This is a genomic window from Phenylobacterium sp., assembly GCF_004799395.1.
GTDB lineage: Bacteria > Pseudomonadota > Alphaproteobacteria > Caulobacterales > Caulobacteraceae > Phenylobacterium.
Window position 1 is genome coordinate 1 of record NZ_SSMZ01000273.1, and the last position, 18,727, is coordinate 18,727.

At 69.8% G+C, this 18,727-nt stretch carries 17 protein-coding genes; 10 read left to right on the forward strand and 7 right to left on the reverse strand.

What is annotated here, in order from left to right; genetic code table 11:
• The first annotated feature begins 66 nt into the window (after positions 1-66).
• On the forward strand, positions 67-351 hold the full coding sequence (locus E8A12_RS17480; protein ID WP_293371164.1) for a hypothetical protein: 285 nt from the start codon (positions 67-69) through the stop codon (positions 349-351).
• Between the two features lie 29 nt (positions 352-380).
• Here the strand turns inward: E8A12_RS17480 and E8A12_RS17485 are convergent, their stop codons facing one another.
• Complete coding sequence (locus tag E8A12_RS17485; RefSeq protein WP_293371166.1) at positions 381-1,877, reverse strand: CoA-acylating methylmalonate-semialdehyde dehydrogenase; 1,497 nt, start codon at positions 1,875-1,877, stop codon at positions 381-383.
• A gap of 137 nt (positions 1,878-2,014) precedes the next feature.
• Here E8A12_RS17485 and E8A12_RS17490 point away from each other — a divergent pair, with 137 nt between their 5' ends.
• From E8A12_RS17490 to trxA, 9 genes are all read left to right on the forward strand, one after another.
• Positions 2,015-2,185 carry a hypothetical protein gene (locus tag E8A12_RS17490; protein WP_293371168.1) on the forward strand — a complete coding sequence of 57 codons (171 nt, stop codon included), beginning with the start codon at positions 2,015-2,017 and terminating at the stop codon, positions 2,183-2,185.
• 119 nt (positions 2,186-2,304) lie between these two features.
• The gene (locus E8A12_RS17495) at positions 2,305-2,478 is read left to right on the forward strand and encodes a hypothetical protein (RefSeq protein WP_293371170.1); all 174 of its coding nucleotides are present in this window, start codon (positions 2,305-2,307) and stop codon (positions 2,476-2,478) included.
• A gap of 54 nt (positions 2,479-2,532) precedes the next feature.
• Complete coding sequence (locus E8A12_RS17500) at positions 2,533-3,405, forward strand: 1-acyl-sn-glycerol-3-phosphate acyltransferase (protein ID WP_293371172.1); 873 nt, start codon at positions 2,533-2,535, stop codon at positions 3,403-3,405.
• Positions 3,402-3,854 (forward strand): tRNA (adenosine(37)-N6)-threonylcarbamoyltransferase complex ATPase subunit type 1 TsaE, encoded by a 453-nt coding sequence (gene tsaE, locus E8A12_RS17505; RefSeq protein ID WP_293371174.1) that lies wholly within the window; start codon positions 3,402-3,404, stop codon positions 3,852-3,854. The genes E8A12_RS17500 and tsaE overlap by 4 nt, the downstream gene beginning before the upstream one ends.
• The gene (amgK, locus tag E8A12_RS17510; RefSeq protein WP_293371176.1) at positions 3,844-4,935 is read left to right on the forward strand and encodes an N-acetylmuramate/N-acetylglucosamine kinase AmgK; all 1,092 of its coding nucleotides are present in this window, start codon (positions 3,844-3,846) and stop codon (positions 4,933-4,935) included. The genes tsaE and amgK overlap by 11 nt, the downstream gene beginning before the upstream one ends.
• The gene (locus E8A12_RS17515; protein ID WP_293371178.1) at positions 4,932-5,672 is read left to right on the forward strand and encodes a nucleotidyltransferase family protein; all 741 of its coding nucleotides are present in this window, start codon (positions 4,932-4,934) and stop codon (positions 5,670-5,672) included. The genes amgK and E8A12_RS17515 overlap by 4 nt, the downstream gene beginning before the upstream one ends.
• The gene (gene addB / locus E8A12_RS17520) at positions 5,669-8,629 is read left to right on the forward strand and encodes a double-strand break repair protein AddB (RefSeq protein ID WP_293371180.1); all 2,961 of its coding nucleotides are present in this window, start codon (positions 5,669-5,671) and stop codon (positions 8,627-8,629) included. The genes E8A12_RS17515 and addB overlap by 4 nt, the downstream gene beginning before the upstream one ends.
• The gene (gene addA / locus E8A12_RS17525) at positions 8,626-12,111 is read left to right on the forward strand and encodes a double-strand break repair helicase AddA (protein WP_293371182.1); all 3,486 of its coding nucleotides are present in this window, start codon (positions 8,626-8,628) and stop codon (positions 12,109-12,111) included. The genes addB and addA overlap by 4 nt, the downstream gene beginning before the upstream one ends.
• Before the next feature lie 90 nt (positions 12,112-12,201).
• A complete protein-coding gene (gene trxA / locus E8A12_RS17530) occupies positions 12,202-12,537 on the forward strand; it encodes a thioredoxin (RefSeq protein ID WP_293371184.1) in 336 nt (111 codons plus the stop codon).
• Positions 12,538-12,602: 65 nt separating this feature from the next.
• Here the strand turns inward: trxA and E8A12_RS17535 are convergent, their stop codons facing one another.
• Genes E8A12_RS17535 through E8A12_RS17560 form a run of 6 tightly spaced genes read right to left on the reverse strand, consistent with a single transcriptional unit; the run spans position 12,603 to position 18,670 of the window.
• Positions 12,603-13,934, reverse strand: a complete 1,332-nt coding sequence (locus tag E8A12_RS17535; RefSeq protein ID WP_293371186.1) for a folylpolyglutamate synthase/dihydrofolate synthase family protein — start codon at positions 13,932-13,934, stop codon at positions 12,603-12,605.
• Between the two features lies 1 nt (position 13,935).
• A complete protein-coding gene (accD, locus tag E8A12_RS17540; protein WP_293371188.1) occupies positions 13,936-14,862 on the reverse strand; it encodes an acetyl-CoA carboxylase, carboxyltransferase subunit beta in 927 nt (308 codons plus the stop codon).
• Positions 14,863-14,866: 4 nt separating this feature from the next.
• Complete coding sequence (trpA, locus tag E8A12_RS17545) at positions 14,867-15,700, reverse strand: tryptophan synthase subunit alpha (protein WP_293371190.1); 834 nt, start codon at positions 15,698-15,700, stop codon at positions 14,867-14,869.
• The gene (trpB, locus tag E8A12_RS17550; RefSeq protein ID WP_293371192.1) at positions 15,697-16,932 is read right to left on the reverse strand and encodes a tryptophan synthase subunit beta; all 1,236 of its coding nucleotides are present in this window, start codon (positions 16,930-16,932) and stop codon (positions 15,697-15,699) included. Before trpB ends, trpA begins: the two co-directional genes overlap by 4 nt.
• 24 nt (positions 16,933-16,956) lie before the next feature.
• Positions 16,957-17,598, reverse strand: a complete 642-nt coding sequence (locus tag E8A12_RS17555; RefSeq protein ID WP_293371194.1) for a phosphoribosylanthranilate isomerase — start codon at positions 17,596-17,598, stop codon at positions 16,957-16,959.
• Between the two features lie 46 nt (positions 17,599-17,644).
• The gene (locus tag E8A12_RS17560) at positions 17,645-18,670 is read right to left on the reverse strand and encodes a class I SAM-dependent methyltransferase (RefSeq protein WP_293371195.1); all 1,026 of its coding nucleotides are present in this window, start codon (positions 18,668-18,670) and stop codon (positions 17,645-17,647) included.
• Positions 18,671-18,727: the final 57 nt, after the last annotated feature.

An 18,727-nucleotide genomic window follows, 5' to 3' on the forward strand; every position in this document is an offset into this window, starting at 1 on the left:
AGGAATGGGCGCAAGGAACAGCCATCAAGGCCAGGGGTTGATTTGGCTCACACAAGGAGACGCGCCGTGGCTGACGAAGACCGTACCTTCGACCCCTCGCAGACCGAGGCGAACCGTGGACGCGAACAGGGCCTGGGCGTGGGCCAGCGCGAACTCGATGCGCAGCGCGACCCCGATCAACTTCCCCAGACGCCGCTTGAGCTGGACAATAACGACGAGGACCTGCGCAGCGAGCCGGGCGACGAAGCGGCGATCCTGCACGCCAATCACGCCAGTCGCGGAGCCAAGCCAGACCGCTCATCCGGCCCGAAGACGCGTACGGCCACCAAGGACCAGATCAGCCGGCGATAGTTCTTCCCTGCCTCAATAGCGAGCGAAGGCTACTGCATCGTCGGGATGACGAAGGCTGAGTCTTCGCTCATGCCCTCCGGCCAGCGGGCGGTGATGGTCTTCACCTTGGTGTAGAACTTCACGCCTTCCATGCCGTGCTGGTTGGTGTCGCCGAAGGCTGAGCGCTTCCACCCGCCGAAGGTATGGTAAGCGACCGGCACCGGGATCGGCACATTGATGCCGACCATGCCCACCTGCACGCGGCTGGCGAACTCGCGCGCGGCGCGGCCGTTGCGGGTGAAGATGGCGACGCCATTGCCGTACTGGTGGTTGGATGGCAGCGCGACGGCTTCTTCGAAGTTTTCGGCGCGGACCATCTGCAGGACGGGTCCGAAGATCTCGTCCTGATAGGTGCGCATCCCGGGCTTCACGTGGTCGAACATGGAGGGGCCGATGAAGAAGCCGTTCTCGTAGCCCTGCAGGGAGAAGTCGCGACCGTCGACGATCAGCTCCGCGCCTTCCTCGACGCCCAGCTGGATGTAGTCGGAGATGCGCCGGCGATGCACTTCCGAGACCACCGGGCCGTATTGGGCCGAGGCGTCGGTGGAGATGCCGACCTTCAGGGTCTCGATCTCGGCCAGCATCTTCTCGCGGAAAGCCTCGGCGGTCTTGGCGCCGACGGGCACCACCACGGGGAGCGCCATGCAACGCTCGCCGGCCGAGCCGAAGGCCGCGCCCGAGATGTCCTTCACCGCCTGGTCGAGGTCGGCGTCGGGCATGACGATGCCGTGGTTCTTGGCGCCGCCCATGGCCTGGACGCGCTTACCGGCGGCCGTGCCGTGGCTGTAGACGTACTGGGCGATGTCGGAGGAACCGACGAAGCTCACGGCCTTGATGTCCGGATGCTGCAGGATGGCGTCCACCGCGACCTTGTCGCCGTGCACTACGTTCAGCACGCCCTTGGGCGCGCCGGCCTCCATCATCAGCTCGGCCAGGCGGACGGGAACGCTCGGGTCCTTCTCCGACGGCTTCAGGATGAACGAGTTCCCCACCGCGATGGAGATGCCGAACATCCACATCGGGATCATCGCCGGGAAATTGAACGGGGTGATGCCGGCGCAGACGCCGAGCGGCTGGCGCATGGAATAGACGTCGATGCCGGGGCCAGCGCCCTCGGTGTATTCGCCCTTCAGCACATGCGGGATGCCGCAGGCGAACTCGATGACCTCCAGGCCGCGCTGGATGTCGCCCTTCGAGTCCGCGATGACCTTCCCATGTTCCGAGGAGAGCATCTCGGCCAGCTCGTCCATGTTCGCTTCGACCAGGCGCTTGAAGTCGAACATCACCCGCGCGCGCCGCTGCGGATTGACCAGCGCCCAGAGTTGCTGGGCGCGCAGCGCCGAGGCCACGGCGAGGTCCATCTCGCCGACGCTGGCCAAGGCCACGCGGGCCTGCACCTCGCCGGTGTTGGGGTTGAACACCTGGCCGAATTGATGGGACGTCCCGGCGACCGAGGCGCCGTCGATGAAGTGGGTGATGTCGCGCATGGCGCGCGTTTTAGGCTTTCGGCGGCGTCTGGCAAACCCGTTCGCTCCGTATTCCTACGGAGGCCGACGTTACCGAGCGCGTAACCGTCGATGGATTAGCGCTGATCGCCCGATGTTCGGGGTCTTTGGAGAATCCAATGTCGATCTCAGCCGTGTCGAATACACCCCCGCCTAGCGTCACCGCGGCCGTCTCCGCTCCGCCGCCGTCCACGCCCAAGGACAACGACGGCGACAATGACAATGGCGCACCGGACGTCAAAGCCGCCACGCCTGCGGGTGTGGGGACAAAAGTCGACATCCAGGCCTAGCCGCGGCCCAGCGGGAGCCAGCGACGCCGCGGGCTCCCGCACCCTGGCCGGGCGGTGCATCCTAATTTTCGCTTAAGGACTGACGCCTAGGCTTCGGGCGTCAACCGCCGGAACTCCCATTGCAAATCGCCGCCATCCCCACCGGGCCGACCTACTACCAGCCGGTCTCGGCTGTGCCGCCGGTCACGCCGGTGAAGGGCAAGCCGAGCGATGGGGACGCGGACGGCGGCGCTCAAAAGGTGCGCGCGGCGCCGCCCGCGGGCGTCGGCGCCCTGCTGGACATCGAGGCCTAAGCGCGCCGGCTGGGCGCTTGCCCATCGCCCCCGGCCCAGCGCATCCTCCGTCCCATGACGGTCGCTTCGCCCGCCCAGACCCTGAAAGCCTCGCGACGGCGCGACCACATCATCGATGTGTTGATCGAGGAGCGCGCGCCGAAGCTGGCGGCGACGCCGGTCTGGCCGGCGCTCCGGCCCCTGCTCTACAGCGTCCTCGACTATGATAAGGCCGTGCGCATGGCCGACGCCATCGTCGGCCTGCCGGGCGCCGCGGCCCTGGACTACGTCTCCCGGCAGCTGCAGCTGCAGGTGACCGCGCGGGGTCTGGAGCGCATCCCCACGACCGGCCGGGTCATCGTCCTCTGCAATCATCCCACCGGCATCGCCGATGGGATCGCGCTGCATGACGCGCTGAAGCCCGTGCGGCCCGACCTCTGCTTCTACGCCAACTCCGACGCCCATCGGGTATCGCCGCGCTTCACCGACGTGCTGATCCCGGTGGAATGGCAGGAAGCCAAACGCACCCGCGAGAAGACCCGCGAAACCCTGATCCTGACCCGCGAAGCCATCGAGGCCGAGCGCTGCCTGATCATCTTTCCCGCGGGACGCCTCGCCCGCCGCCTGCCGGATGGAGAGCTTTGCGACCCGGCCTGGCAGCCCACGGCGGTGTCCCTGGCGCGCAAGTACGAGGCGCCGATCGTTCCGATGCGCCTGTCAGGGCCGTGGTCGGGCCTGTTCCACTTCTTCAACCGCTTCTCGGATGAGCTGCGCGACATCACGCTCTTCCATGAATTCCTGAACAAGCAGGGCCGCGCCTACAGTCTGACCGTCGGCAAGCCGATCTCGCCCGACGCCCTGGACGGAGATCCGGCGGAGGTGACCGTGCGCGTGAAGGCCTATGTGGAGTACGGCCTGGCGGCCGCCCCGGACCGGGCCTTCGCATGATCCTTGCGGACGAGGCGGCCACCGCGCGGCTCGGCGCGGCCATTGCGCGTGCGCTGCGCCCCGGCGAAGCCGTCTGCCTGTCGGGACCGCTGGGCGCCGGCAAGTCGACCCTGGCGCGCGCCCTGGTGCGGGCCTTGACCACGCCGGACGAAGACGTGCCGTCGCCAACTTTCATGCTCGTGCAATTCTACGGCGGGGCCGGACTCAAGATCGCCCATTTCGACCTCTACCGGCTCACCAATCCGGACGAGGCCTATGAGATCGGACTGGACGAGGCGCTGGACGAAGGGGCCGCGGTGATCGAGTGGCCGGAGCGGCTGGCGGGTCGGCTTCCGCCGGATCGACTCGATATAGAGATCGCCCCCATAAGCGGTATCGGCGAAGGGGCGGGCCGCGTCGCGCGGCTGACGCCTCACGGAGCTTGGGAGGGACGGCAGGTTGAACCCTGAGCGGGAGGCGGCCAAGGCGCGGTTCCTCAAGGACTGTGGCCTCAGCGCGGCGCGGCGAGAGCCGCTGGCCGGCGACGCCTCGACGCGCAGCTATGAGCGGCTGCACCCTCCGGGCGGCCGGCCCCTGATCCTCATGGACCAGCCTCCGGTGCTGGAAACGCCGATCTGTCCTCCGGGCGCCACCGACGCCGAGCGGCTCGCGCTCGGCTACAACGCCGCCGCGCGGCTGGCCGCCGGCTCGATCGCCGCCTTCGTGACCACCGCCGACTATCTGCGCGCTCACGGCCTTTCGGCGCCGGTGGTCGAGGCCTTCGACGTGGACCAGGGCTTGGCGATCCTGGAGGACCTGGGCGACGGCCTGTTCGCCACCCTGATCGCCCACGGGGAGCCGGAGCTGCCGCTCTACCAGGGCGCCGTCGACGTGCAGGTCCAGCTCCATGCCGAGACCCCGCCCGACATCCTGACCGCCCAGGGGGTGAGCTGGCCGCTGCTGACCTACGACACGCTCGCGCTGAAGATCGCCACCGACACCTTCCTGGAATGGTGGCCCAAGTTCGCCGGAATCGCCGCTTTTAGCCCCGATGCGGTCGCCGAGTGGAACGCCCTGTGGGCGCCGGTCTGGGTGCGTGGCGAAGCCGGAGCCTCGGTGTTCTGCCACCGCGACTACCACGCGCAGAACCTGCTCTGGCTGCCGAACCGCACGGGTGTGGCCCGCGTCGGCCTGCTGGACTTCCAGGACGCTCTGAAGGCCCATCCCACCTGGGACCTGCTGCACCTGCTGCAGGATGCGCGCCGTGACGTTTCGGCGGAGCTGGAAGCGTCCATGCTCGACCGCTATCTGGCGGCCCGGTCAGGGACCGACCGGGAGGGTTTCCTGGCGGACTACCGGGCGCTGGCGGTCTCCAACGCCGCAAGAATCCTCGGCCGCGTGTTCGCGCGGCAGGCGCTGCTTGGCCGAGCGCAGTACAAGGCCTTCATGCCGCGCACCTGGCGCTACCTCGAACGCAACCTCACCGACCCGGCCCTGGCCGGCCTGAAGGCGTGGTTCCAGCGCCAGGTCCCGGCGGAGGCGCGGGCATGAGCGGGCCCGGACCGACCACGGCGATGGTGCTGGCCGCCGGCCTCGGCACCCGCATGCGGCCGCTCACCGACAACCTGCCGAAAGCGCTGATCCCGGTTGCCGGCCGCGCCCTGATCGACCGGGTGCTGGACAAGCTGCGCGACGCCGGCGTGACGCGGGCCGTGGTCAACGTCCACCACTTCGCCGACCAGGTGGAAGCCCACCTGCGCGCCCGGCATGACATCGAGATCCTGATCTCCGACGAGCGGGCCGGCCTGCTCGATTCCGGCGGCGGCATCCAGCACGCGCGCCATCTGCTGGGCCATGACCCGATCTTTGTCGCCAACATCGACTCCCTGTGGCTGGAGAGCGGGCCGCCGGCGCTGGAGGCGCTGAAACAGGCGTGGGACCCGGCGCGGATGGACCTCCTGCTGCTGCTGGTGGCGCGCGGACACGGCATCGGCTTCGAGGGGCCGCAGGGGTTCCTGATGGACACGGAGGGACGGTTGACGCACTCCGCCTCACCCGATGTCGTGACCCCCTTCGCCAATGTCGGGTTCGGCATTCTGAATCCCCAGATCCTCGACGGTCAGCCGGACGCGGCCTTTTCGATCATCCCCACCTGGCATCGGCTGCAGGCGCAAGGACGGCTCTACGGCGTGGCCATGGAGGCCTTCTGGATGCACGTCGGCGATCCGGCGGCGCGCGATGCTACGGAAGCCAGGCTCGGTTCGGGCGTGGAGGCCCGGGTGGGGTGAGCGGGCTATTCGAACGGGCGGGACCGCGCTGGTTCAACATCCCGGCGCAGCGGCCGTTCGCAGAAGACCTGGCGCAAGGCCTGTTCGACCTCCTGGCCGGCGAAGGCCCCGAAGCCCTGGCCGACGCCGTTGTCCTGACGCCCACCCGGCGCGGCGCACGCGCGCTAAGCGACGCCTTCATCCGCGCCGCCGCGGGCCGGGCGATCCTGCCGCCGCAGATGCGGCCGCTGGGCGACCTGGAGGCCGGCGAGCCCCCCTTCGAACCCGGCGACCTGGCGCTGGACCTACCGGCGGCGATCGACCCCCTGAAACGGCGGTTCGAGCTGACCCGGCTGGTGGCCGAACTCGCGGCCCTGCTGCCCGGCGGCTTCGCGACCGCCTCCGCCGCCCTCGAACTGGCCGACGCCCTGGGAGGCTTCCTCGACGGCCTGCAGATCGAGGAGGTCGAAGTCGGCGACCGACTGGCCGGCCTGGTGGACGCCGAACTGGCGGAACACTGGCAGGTCTCGCGCGGCTTCCTCGAGGCGGCGCTGGCGGCATGGCCGAAGCGGCTGGAGGCCCTGGGCGTCGTCGACGTCAGCGAGCGGCGGGTGCGGCTCCTGCGCCGCCTGGCCGCCGTCTGGACCGCCAACCCGCCGAAGGGCGTCCTGGTCGCCGCTGGCTCGACCGGCACCGCCAAGGCCACCCGCGAACTGTTGATCGCCGTCGCCCGAGCGCCGCGCGGCTGCGTAGTGCTGCCGGGCCTGGATCAGAACCTCGCCGACAAGGCCTGGGCCAAGGTCGATGTGCAGCATCCCCAGGGCGCGCTGCGGCGACTGCTCGACCAGGCCGGGATCGCCAAGGACCGGGTCGAGCTTTGGCCCGCCTCGATCAGCGCCGAGTCCGCCGGACGCTGGCGCCGGCGCATCGTCAACGAGGCCCTGCGCCCGGCCGAAGAGACGGCCGACTGGCTGCAGGTGATCGCTGCGCTGCGGAAGGAGGGCGCCAAGGACGGCGTGGACCCTATCGCCGAGGGCCTCAAAGGCCTGTCGCTGGTCAGCGCGCGTACGGAGGAGGAGGCCGCGACCGCCACGGCCCTACTGCTGCGCGAGGCGCTGGAGACCCCGGAGCGGACCGCCGCCCTGGTCACGCCCGATCAGATGCTGGCGCGGCGGGTCGCCGCGAAACTCGCCCGCTGGGGCGTGATCCCCGACAGCTCGGTGGGTGAGAGCCTGGCCGGCTGCGCCTGCGGGGCCCTGGCGGGATTGGTGGCGCGCGCCGCTGTTGACCCGCTTAACCCGGTGACGCTGCTCGGCCTGCTCAAGCACCCGTTTACCCGGCTGGGAGACAGCGAGATCCTGGAGCGCGTGGCCCTGCGGGGTCCTCGCCCGCGGAGCTGGGGCGAGCTCAAGGCGCGGCTGGCCAAGGCGCCGGAGGCTTTGCCCTTGGCCGAGCGGCTGCAGGCGATCGTCGAACGTCTCGCCTGGCCGGCTGACGTGGGCTCGCCCGCCGACGCCGCGCGGCGGACCGCGGCGGCGATGGAAGCCCTTACCGCGGGCGCCGACAATCTCTGGGCCGGCCATGGCGGCGAGGCCATGTCACGGCTGCTGAGCGCCCTGGTGCAGGACGGCGGCAAGCTGCCGCGGGTGACCGAGCGCGGCTTCGTCGACCTGCTGTCGCGGCTGATGGAGGGTGAGACGGTGCGCTCCGGCGGCGCCACCCATCCGCGCCTGCGCATCCTGGGCGCCATCGAGGCCCGGCTGGTGCGCGCAGACCGGCTGGTGGTCGCCGGGCTGGAAGAGGGCGTCTGGCCCGGCGGCGCGGCGCTCGACCCTTTCCTGTCGCGGCCCATGCGCGAGGCTCTGGGCTTGCCTTCGCCGGAGCGCCGCATTGGCCTCGCCGCCCACGATTTCGCCCAGGCCGCCTGCGCGCCGGAGGTGATCCTGCTGCACACCGAACGCCGCGAAGGCGCGCCCTCGGTGAAGTCCCGCTGGCTCTGGCGGCTGGAGACCCTGACACGCGGGGCGGAGCTGGCGATCCCCGAGCGGCCGGACATACTGGCCTGGGCGCGCAATCTCGACGCGCCGGACGGCTATGCGCCGGCGAAGCGCCCGTCGCCGCGGCCGCCGGTCGCCCATCGGCCACGCGAGCTGGCGGTGACGCGCATCGAGAGCCTGACACGCGATCCCTACGCTGTCTGGGCGCGCGATATCCTGCGGCTCTATCCGCTGAACCGCCCCGACGAGGTCGCCGACGCGCGGGCCCGCGGCACCGCGATCCACGCCGCCTTCGAGCGCTTCGCCGAGGCCTATCCCGCCGATCTGCCGCCGGATGCTGCGGCGACCTTTGCGAACCTCTATCTCAAGGAACTGGAAAAGGCCGGCCTGCCGCACGAGGCCATGGCGCGCGAGGCCGCGCTGGCGGTCGAAGCGGCCGAGTGGGTGGCCAAACTGGAACACGAACGCCGAGACGGCCGCACGATCCACGTGGAACTGAAGGGCGAGCGGACGATCTCCGCGCCTGCCGGCCCCTTCAAGGTCACCGCCCGCGCCGACCGGATCGAGGCCACCGCCGAAGGCTTCGGCCACATCCTCGACTACAAGACGGGCAAGGCGCCCTCGAAGCGAGAGGTCTCCACCGGTTTCTCGCCACAGCTGACGCTGACCGCCGCCATCCTGCAGGCCGGCGGATTCCCGGACCTTGGTCCACTCAAGCCCGGCGATCTGACCTATCTGGAGATCACCGGCCGCAAGCCGGCCGGTAAGGTCGAGACCCGCGCGGTGGCCGGGGACGAAAGCGCCGAAGCGGCCGCCAAGGCCCTGGCCGGTCTGGCCGAGCTGGTCGGCCGTTTCGATAGTCCGGGCCAGCCCTACCTGTCCCGCGTGGCCCCGCAGTTCGTGAAGGCGCGGGTCAGCGACTACGACCACCTGGCGCGGGTCTTCGAATGGTCGACCAGCGGCGAGGAGGGCGAGGAATGAGCGTCGTCCTGCTCGATCCGAAGGCCGCGCTCGGCGACCCGCAGCGGATCGCCGCCGACCCGAACCTGTCGGCCTTCGTGACCGCCAACGCCGGCTCCGGCAAGACCAAGACCCTGATCGACCGGGTGGCGCGGCTGCTGCTGGCCGGCGCCAGGCCTGAGACCATCCTCTGCGTCACCTACACCAAGGCCGCCGCCTCGGAGATGCAGCGGCGGCTGTTTGAAGTGCTAGGTGACTGGTCCGTGGCGCCCGACGCCGAGCTGGCCGCGAAGCTCGGCGCGCTGGAGGACCGGCCGTTCGATGCGGTGGAGCTCTCCACGGCGCGCAGCCTGTTCGCCCAGGCGCTAGAGACGCCTGGCGGGCTGAAGATCCAGACGATCCACGCCTTCTGCGAAAAGCTGCTGCGGCGCTTCCCGCTGGAGGCGGGCGTCTCGCCGGGCTTCCGGGTGATGGATGATTCGGCCGCCGCAGCGGTGGCGGCGGCGGCCCGACGCACCGTGGCAGGCTTGGCCTTGGTCACCGCCGGCGAAGTTGCTGAGGCCTATGCGCGGATGTCGGTGGCGCTCGACTTCCAGAGCTTCCAGGCGATGTTCGCCGACTTCGAGGGCCGCCGGGGCCTCCTGGCCGACTTCCTGCGCCGCGAGGGCGGGCTGGAGGGCGCCATCGGTTGGGTCTGGCGCGCGGTGGACGTCACCCGTGCCTCCGACCCCGAAGCCATCGGCGCGGAGGCGATGGTGCAGATGGACCGCGGCCTCTGGCGCGACGCCGCCAATGTACTGCTGCTGGGCACGGCCACCGATCAGAAATACGGCGGTCAGATCGCCGCGGCGGCCAGCGACGCCGAGGCGACCTTCGACCAGGCCCTGGCGATCTTCTTCACCCAGGGCGGCGAGGGCGATGGGGTCAAGTGGGTCGGCAAGACCAGCGGCCTGAAGGCCCACGAAGGCCTGCGCCAGAAACTGCTGGCCGAGCAGGCGCGCCTCGAGCTGGCCCGCCAGCGCATCCGCGCCGCGACCATCGCTGTGGACACCGCCCACGTCCTGACGCTCGCCAACGCCTACCTGACCGCCTATCGCCTGGAGAAGGACGCGGCCGGCGCCCTCGACTTCGCCGACCTGATCGAGAAGACCTGCCACCTGCTCCGCGATCGGCCCGCGGCGTCTTGGGTCCTCTACAAGCTGGACGGCGGTATCGACCACATCCTCGTGGACGAGGCGCAGGACACCGCGCCCGACCAGTGGACCATTGTCGATGCCCTGACCGAGGAGTTCTTTTCCGGCGCCGGGGTGCGTGGCGAGGCCCGCGTGCGCGACATGTTCGTGGTCGGCGACGAGAAGCAGTCGATCTATTCCTTCCAGGGCGCGCGGCCGGAACTGCTGCTGCGCAAGTTCGAGTTCCACCGCGACCGGGCGACCGGCGCCGGCTACCGGTTCGAACGCGTCGACCTGCTGAGCTCCTGGCGCTCGACGCCCCAGGTGCTGAGCTTTGTGGATGCAGTGTTTTCGCCGCCGGCGCTGGCGGGCGCGATCCAGCCCCGCGACGAACTGGAGCCGGTCGTCCACAAGGCCGAACGCCTCGACCACGCCGGCTGCGTCGATGTCTGGCCGCTGGAGATCGAGGCCAAGGGCGAGGAACGCGAGGCCTGGGACGCGCCCCTGGACGCCGAGCCGGAGGATAGCGCCAACCGTCGGCTCGCGCGCCGCATCGCCACCGAGATAAAGGCGCTGATCGCCGCCGGAGAGGCGGTCTACGACAAGGGCAAGAAGGTCTGGCGCCCAGCCCACGCCGGCGACGTGCTGATCCTGGTGCGCCGCCGCCGGGCCCTCTTCGAGGAGATCCTGCGGGCCCTGAAGCATGCGGACATTCCGGTGGCGGGCGCCGACCGGCTGGCGCTTTCGGAGCACATAGTCTTCGACGACCTGACGGCGCTCACCCGCTTCGTGCTGTTCCCCGGCGACGAGCTGACATTGGCGGCGCTGCTGAAGAGCCCGTTCTGCGGTCTGGACGACGATGCGCTCTATGCCCTGGCCCATGGGCGCAAGGGCGAGGGCCTATGGAACCGCCTGCAGCGTCGGGCGGACGAGCGGCCAGAGTGGGCTGAGGCCCACGCCTTCTTGGCCGGCGCCCTGGCCGAGGCTGGCCAGCAGCGGCCCTTCGAATTCTACGCGCGGCGGCTGGGCGCCCGTGGCGGAGATGGCCGCTCCATGCGCCAGCGCCTGCTGCGCCGCCTGGGCGCTGAGGCCGAGGACGCCCTGGATGAGTTCCTGAACCAGGTGCTGGCGGCCGAGGCGCGCGGGGTCCATGACCTGGAGCGCCTCGCCGCCGAGCTCGCCGGCCTCGACATCACCATCAAGCGCGAGATGGAGGCCGAGCGCCATGAGGTGCGGGTGATGACCGCCCACGGCGCCAAGGGCCTGGAGGCGCCGATCGTTTTCCTGCCGGAGACCACCCTCACCCAGACCGCCCGCGGCTCGCCGCTGATGCGCGCGGGGAACCCCGGCGACGAAGGCTTCCTCTGGTGCTCGTCGGGCGTCCGTGACTGCGAGGCCACGGCCAAGGCGCGCGAGGCTCGGGCCCGGCGCGACGAGGCCGAGGCCTATCGCCTGCTCTATGTGGCCCTGACCCGCGCGCGGGATCGGCTGGTGCTCTGCGGTCGGATCTCGGAGCGGACCGATCCGGCCAAGCTGGCCGGCTGGTGGGGTGCGGTACGCGATGCGCTGGCCCATGCCGACATCGCGCCCGGGGTCCGCGCGGTCGCCCGAGATGGTCTGGAATTCCAGCGCTTCGGGCCCGACCCGGGGGTCCTGGGCCGGAGCGGCGGCGCTGAGCCGAGGGCCATCACCCTGCCCGCCTGGACTGCTACGGCGCCGCCGGCCGAAGCCTTCGCCCGCTACGCGTCGCCCGCGGACCTCGGCGAGGACGCCCGTCTGGCCGCGCCCTCTCCGTTATCGGCGGTGGGTGGGCTGGGACGCTTCCGGCGTGGCGACCTGATCCACCGGCTGCTGCAAATCCTGCCGGACCTGGCGCCCGGCGAATGGGCCGCGGGCGCGGAGGCTCTCTTGGCCCGCGAGCGTGACCTGAGCGACGTCCAGCGCGCGGAGATGGCCGCCGCCGCCCTCTTGGTCCTCGAAGATCCCCGCTTCTCCGAGGTGTTCGGACCCGGCAGCCGGGCCGAGGTGGCCATCGCCGGATCCGCCGCCGGCCTGCCCGCGGGCCTGAAGATCAGTGGCCGCATCGACCGCCTGGTGGTCCTACCCGATCGCGTCCTGGTCGCCGACTTCAAGACCAACCGGCCCTCGCCGAACCGCATCGAAGACGCCGATCCCGCGTACCTGCGCCAGATGGCGATCTACGCCGCCGTGCTGCGCGATGTTTTCCCGGGCCGGACCGTCGAGGCGGCGCTGGTCTGGACCGACGGGCCGAAGCTGATGCCCGTCTCAGAAAACCTGCTGGCGAAAGCGCTTGCCGAGCTCCGTGGTTGAGGTTGATACCAGGGTGATGCGCTCCTACATGGGCGGATCGGGATGTGTCGGCTCCACGTACGGAACCCGCTGACGCGCAAGGAGAATTTCATGAGCACCGTGAAGGTCACCGACGAATCCTTCGAAAAGGACGTCCTGCAGGCCGCCGGCCCCGTCCTCGTCGACTTCTGGGCAGAGTGGTGCGGCCCCTGCAAGCAGATCGCCCCTGCCCTCGAGCAGATCGCGGCCGAGCTGGGCGCGAACGTCACCATCGCCAAGCTGAACATCGAAGAAAGCCCGACCACGCCCTCGCGCTACGGCGTGCGAGGCATCCCCACCATGATGCTGTTCAAGGACGGCCAGATGGCTTCCATGAAGGTCGGCGCCATGCCCAAGCAGAAGATCCTGGAATGGCTGAACGAGGCCGGCGTCGCCGCCGCGGCCTAGTCGCTTGACCTAGACTGGAAACGAGCCGCCCCGCCGACTGGCGCGGGCGGCTTTTTCTTGGCCGCTCAGCTCGGCCAGGTGTCCGAGCTCATGGCCAGGACTTCGCCAGCGAAATGCAGGCCGCCGCAGATCAGGACGTGCGGAGCCGGGCCGGAGCCGTCCAGGGCCTTGCGGACGCCCTCGGTGACATCTGACACGGGCGTGGAGTCGAGCCCGGCCAGGCGCGCAGCTTCCGCCAGATCGCCCGGCGTGGCCGCCATGTCGGACTCGAAGGTGGTGGTGAAGACCTTGGGGTGCATCTCGGCGAAGGGGCGGAAATAGCCCTCGGCGTCTTTTCTGGCGAACATGCCGGCGATCAGCACCAGGGGCCGCGGGTCGCGGTCCACCAGGCGTGAGGCGGCCTCGGCCAGGGCGCGGCCGGCGTGCGGATTGTGCCCGCCATCCAGCCACAGGTCCGAGCCCCGCGCCTTTGCGAGCGCCGCCAGCGGGCCCTTGGTCAGGCGCTGGAAGCGCGCCGGCCAGACGGCCGACGAGACGCCGCGGCCCAGGTCGTCTTCGCCTAGGTCGTGATTGAAGGTCAGCGCCGCGGCCACCGCCAGGCCGGCGTTGTCGAACTGATAGCCCCCGAACAGGCTGGGGGCCGGCAGGTCCAGAAGCCGATCCGGCATCTGCACCATCAGGCGGCCGCGTTCCTCCCAGGCGTCGAAGTCACGGCCCATTAGGAACAAGGGCGCCATGCGGTCGTCGGCTTCGCGCTCGATGGCCTCCAGGGCCTCGTCGGGCTGGCGGGCGACCACGACCGGGCGGCCGCGCTTGATGATCCCGGCCTTTTCCCAGGCGATCTTGCCGAGTTCCGGCCCCAGCATCTCCAGGTGGTCGTAGTCGACGGGCGTGATCACGCTAACCGCCGGGGCGTCGAAGACGTTGGTGGCGTCGAACCGGCCGCCCAGGCCCACCTCCACCAGGCAGATATCGGCGGGCGTTTCGGCGAAGGCCTGCAGGGCCAGGACCGTGGTGATCTCGAAGAAGCTGATCGGCTGACCGCCGTTGGCCGCCTCGATCCGGTCGGTGAGGTCGTCCAGCTGGGCGTCGGTGATCAGCTTGCCGGCGATGCGGATACGCTCGGCGAATCGCACAAGGTGCGGCGAGGTGATGGCGTGGACGCTCAGGCCTTGCGCCTCGGAGATCGCCCGCAGGTAGGCGACGGTCGAGCCCTTGCCGTTGGTGCCAGCCACGTGGATTACCGGCGGCAGGCGACGTTCGGGATGGCCTAGCGCCGCCAGCAATCGCTCGACGCGTCCGGTCGTCAGGTCGATCAGCACCGGATGGTTGGCGCGCAGGCGCTGGATCACCGCGTCGGAGGCGCGGATCGGGTCGTGGTCGATGGCCGGGGTCACATCAGGCGGCGGGAAGTTGGGCGCGCCCCATCATCAGGGTCTTCAAGATCGAGCCCAGAACCGCCGGCAGCTCGGCGCGCGTCACCACCTTGTCGACCATGCCGCGCTCCATCAGGAACTCGGCGCGCTGGAAGCCCGGCGGCAGGGTTTCGCGGATGGTCTGTTCAATCACTCGGCGGCCGGCGAAGCCGATCAGCGCGTTGGGCTCGGCCAGGTGGACGTCGCCCAGCATGGCGTAGGAGGCCATGACGCCGCCGGTGGTCGGGTCGGTCAGCACCACCACATAGGGCAGGCCCGCCGCCTTCACCTCGTTCAGCGCCAGCGTCGTGCGCGCCATTTGCATCAGGGACAGCGTCCCTTCCTGCATGCGCGCGCCGCCTGCGGCGGTGAAGATCACAAAGGGGACCTCTCGCTTCACGGCTTCCTGCGCGGCCTTGATGAAGGCCTCGCCCACGGCCATCGACAGCGACCCGCCCATGAAGGCGAAGTCCTGGACGGCGACCACCGCCGGCTCGCCCTGGATATTGCCGTAGCCGACCGCCATCGCGTCCTGCTCGCCGCTCGCCTTGCGCGCGGCCTTCAGGCGATCGGGATAGGATTTCACATCGGGGAATTTCAGCGGGTCGTCGGCGACGATCGGCGAGGAAATCCGTTCGAATTTGCCGTCGTCGAAGGTGTAGCGCAGCCGGGCGGCCGCCCCGATCCGCATGTGGTGACCGCTGGGGGTCACCCAGAGCGCGGCCTCCAGATCGGGACGATAGATCATCTCCCCGGTGTCGGGGCATTTCACCCAGAGGTTTTCGGGCGTCTCACGCTTGGAGAAGGCGTTGCGCACTCCGGGCGCGATACGCGACAGCCAGCCGGTCCGCTCCTTGGGCGCTGGCGTCGGGCGGCCGGGTTTGTCGTTTCTCTGCTCAGCCATCGCCATGGTTCTAGACCGTCGTTTGGCCGACTCGCGCCGAGCGCACAGCCTTAGCCAAGGAACTCACTTTGGAAAGAACCCGCTGGGTCACGTCTTCGTTCATCTCCACTGCTTCGGCGATTTCGTCCACAAGCGCGGACCCCACCACCACGGCATCCGCGACGCGGGCGATCGCCGCGGCGCGTTCCGGGGTCTTGATGCCGAACCCCACCGCCACCGGCAGCCCAGATGCCGCGCGAACCCTCGCCACATGAGGCGCGACCTCCGCCGCATCGGCCTCCTTGACCCCCGTCACGCCCGCCACGGAGACGTAATAGACGAAACCCGACGTGCGGCGAACAATGGTCTTCAGCCGCAGATCGTCGCTGGTCGGCGTCGCCAGGCGGATCAGGGAGACCTGGGCCGCATCGAGGGCGTCGGCGAGCGGCCCGGCCTCCTCGGGCGGGCAATCGACCACGATCACCCCGTCGACCCCGGCGTCGGCCGCATCGCGGGCGAAAGCCTCGATGCCGCAGGTGACGATGAGGTTCATGTAGCCCATCAGGATCAGCGGCGTCGTGACGTCGCCGGCGCGGAAGCCGCGCGCCAGGTCCAGCGTGCCCTGCAGCGTCATGCCGTTCTTCAGCGCTCTTTGGGCCGCGCGCTGGATCGGCGGGCCCTCGGCCATCGGATCGGAAAACGGGAAGCCGAGCTCTATCAGGTCAGCGCCAGCGGCAGGCAGACCGGCGAGGATCTTGGCGGCGGTGGCGGCATCCGGGTCGCCGGCCATCACATAGGCCACGAAAGCCGCGCGGCCCTCGGCCTTCAGCGCGGCGAAGCGGGCGTCGATACGGGCCTTGCTCAAATCTCCATCCCCAGATGGGCGGCGACGGCGGCCACGTCCTTGTCGCCCCGTCCGGAGAGGTTCAGCACCACGATCCCGTCCTTGCCGACCTCTTTCGTGATTTCCGGCAGGCGGGCGAGCGCATGGGCGCTTTCGATGGCCGGCAGGATGCCTTCCAGCTTTGCCAGCAGGCTGTAGGCCTCCAGCGACTCCGTGTCGGTGGCGGACAGATAGGTGGCGCGGCCCACGTCGTGCAGCCAGGCGTGCTCGGGGCCGATGCCGGGATAGTCGAGGCCGGCGGAGATCGAGTGCGCCTCCTCGATCTGGCCTTCGCGGTCTTGCAAGAGGTAGGTCATGTTGCCGTGCAGAACGCCCGGGCGGCCGCCGTTGATCGCCGCGGCGTGACGGCCGGTATCCAGGCCCTCGCCCGCCGCCTCGACGCCGAAGATCTTCACCTCCGCGTCGTTGAGGAAAGGGTGGAAGAGGCCGATCGCGTTCGATCCACCTCCGACACAGGCCACGACCGCATCGGGCAAACGGCCCTCGGCTTCCAGGATCTGCTCGCGCGCCTCGCGGCCGATGATCGCCTGAAAGTCGCGGACCATGACCGGATAGGGGTGCATGCCAGCGGCCGAGCCGATCAGGTAGTAGGTGTCGTGGACGTTGGTGACCCAGTCGCGGAGCGCCTCGTTCATGGCGTCCTTGAGCGTCGCCGAGCCGGAGGTGACAGGCCGCACTTCGGCGCCCAGAAGGTTCATCCGGAAGACGTTGGGCTTCTGCCGCTCCACATCCACTGCGCCCATATAGACCACGCAGGGCAGGCCGAAGCGGGCGCAGACGGTGGCAGTGGCCACGCCGTGCTGTCCGGCGCCGGTCTCGGCGATGATCCGGGTCTTGCCCATCCGACGGGCCAGCAGGATCTGGCCCATGCAGTTGTTGATCTTGTGCGAGCCGGTGTGATTCAGCTCCTCGCGCTTCAGATAGATCTTGGCGCCGCCGTAGTGGGCCGTGAGCCGCTCGGCGAAATAGAGCGGGCTCGGACGGCCGACGTAGTGGGTCAGGAAACCGGCCAGTTCGGCCTGGAAGCCCTCATCCGCCTTGGCCGCCGAATAGGCCGCGTCCAGATCGTGGACCAGCGGCATCAGGGTCTCAGGCACGTACTGGCCGCCATAGTCGCCGAACCGCCCGTTGGCGTCGGGATAGGCCGAATAGTCATTGGGCCGGACAGGCGAAGGATTTGAGGGCGCGTTCACTGGGCGGCTTTTGGGGGTAAGGCTTCAGGCGCGTTTGGCGGCGTCGAGGAACGCGGCGATCAAGGCGGGGTCCTTTAGTCCGGGACCGCGCTCCACGCCAGAGGAAACGTCCAGCAGGGGCGCGCCAGACTGCTGCACCGCATCGGCGATGTTCCAGGGATCGAGGCCGCCGGCCAGGAACCAGGGCCGCTGGAAGCGCCGACCGGACATCAGCGTCCAGTCGAAGGGCTTGCCATGGCCGCCCGGCCGCTCGGCATCCTTCGGCGGTTTTGTCTCGAACATCAGGTGCTCGACCACCGCTTCGAACTCACGGGCGCCGTCGAGGTCGGCGGCCTCCGAAACCGGCAGGACCTTGATAACCCCGGCGCCGGTCCGCTGGCCAATCGCGCGCGCGCGGGCCGGCGTCTCCTTGCCGTGAAGCTGGATCAGATCGGGTTGCAGGATCTCCGAAATACGATCGGCCTCGGCGTCACTGGGATCGACCAGAACGGCCACGATCTTCGCCTTGCCTCTGACCGGCTGGGCCAACCGCCAGGCGGCGTCGGGCGCGACATTGCGCGGGCTCTTCTCGAAGAACATGAACCCCAGATAGGCCGCGCCGCCGCTCAGCGCGGCTGTGACCGCTTCGGGGGTGCTGATCCCGCAGATCTTCGCTTGGACGCCCATGGCTGCGGATTAGGGGGCTAGGGACCCTCCCCGCAAGGGAGAAGCGTCACGCCGCCCTAGTCAGCACCACGGAGCCCTCGAGCATCATCTGGTTCTTCGCCGCCATCGGCAGGGCGCGGTCGAAGCCGTCGAGGATGTCGTTGGCCCAGGCCGGCAGGGTCAGGTCGTCGAGGCCGCTGCCCAGCCGCAACTGCACCGCGGCCACGTCGCGGTAAAGCGTCGGGTGGTTGTTGTGCGGCAGGAAGCGAACGCTTTCGAAGCCGGCGTTGCGCGCCATGCCTTCGAAGGCCTCCCGGGAAAACAGCCACTTGTCGTCCATGTTGGAGAAGCCTGGCGCCCGCCAGTCCGGATTGGTCCGCGCGGCGATGTCGGCGGTCATGGCGCGCAGCACCCGCTCGGCCTCCGGCGCCAGCGCCTCGCCGCGCAGGGCGGCCTCGGCCAGGATGCGCTCGTAGGCCAGCCGCAACAGGCCATAGCCGTCGAAAGGCTCGAAGAAGATCGCCTGGCCGCCCGGCTTGAGCGCGCGGGCCGCCGCCTGCAGTCCGTGCACCGGCCGCACCAGGTGATGCAGGATCGAGGCGCCGGTGACCAGGTCGAACCGCTCGGGCAGGACGTTGGCCCCCATGGCGTCCATGACCACGCAGACGACGCGATCGGAGAGCCCCATGGCCGCCGCATAGTCCGCCAGCATGACCAAGAGGTCGCCCGAGAGGTCGCTGGCGACCTGGCGCGCGCCGGGGAACAGGCTGAAGCAAGGGACGATGGAATTGACCCCCGATCCGGAGCCCATATCGAAGATCAGCGGGGCCTCGGGAACGGTGAGGCCGAGCTTGCTGAGGGTCTGCTCGAAGAGGCTCTGGAAATGCGCGCTCGCGGCATAACGGGCGTGATACTCGCCCGCGCCGGCCTTGAACTGCTCGGAAATCCGCCCGGCGATACGGTCGCCCTCGATCGCCCAGACCGTCGCCGAGGGGATCGGCCCCTGCGCTAGGGGAACCAGCGGCCGGCCGAACAGCGCCGCCGCCCAGTCCGGCAGGGTCGTGGCTTCGGCGCGCCTTTGGGTTTCGGACATGCAACGTCCCCGCGAGGGCGTCGCAGCCTTACCGCCCCACGTTGAAAAGGCCTAGTC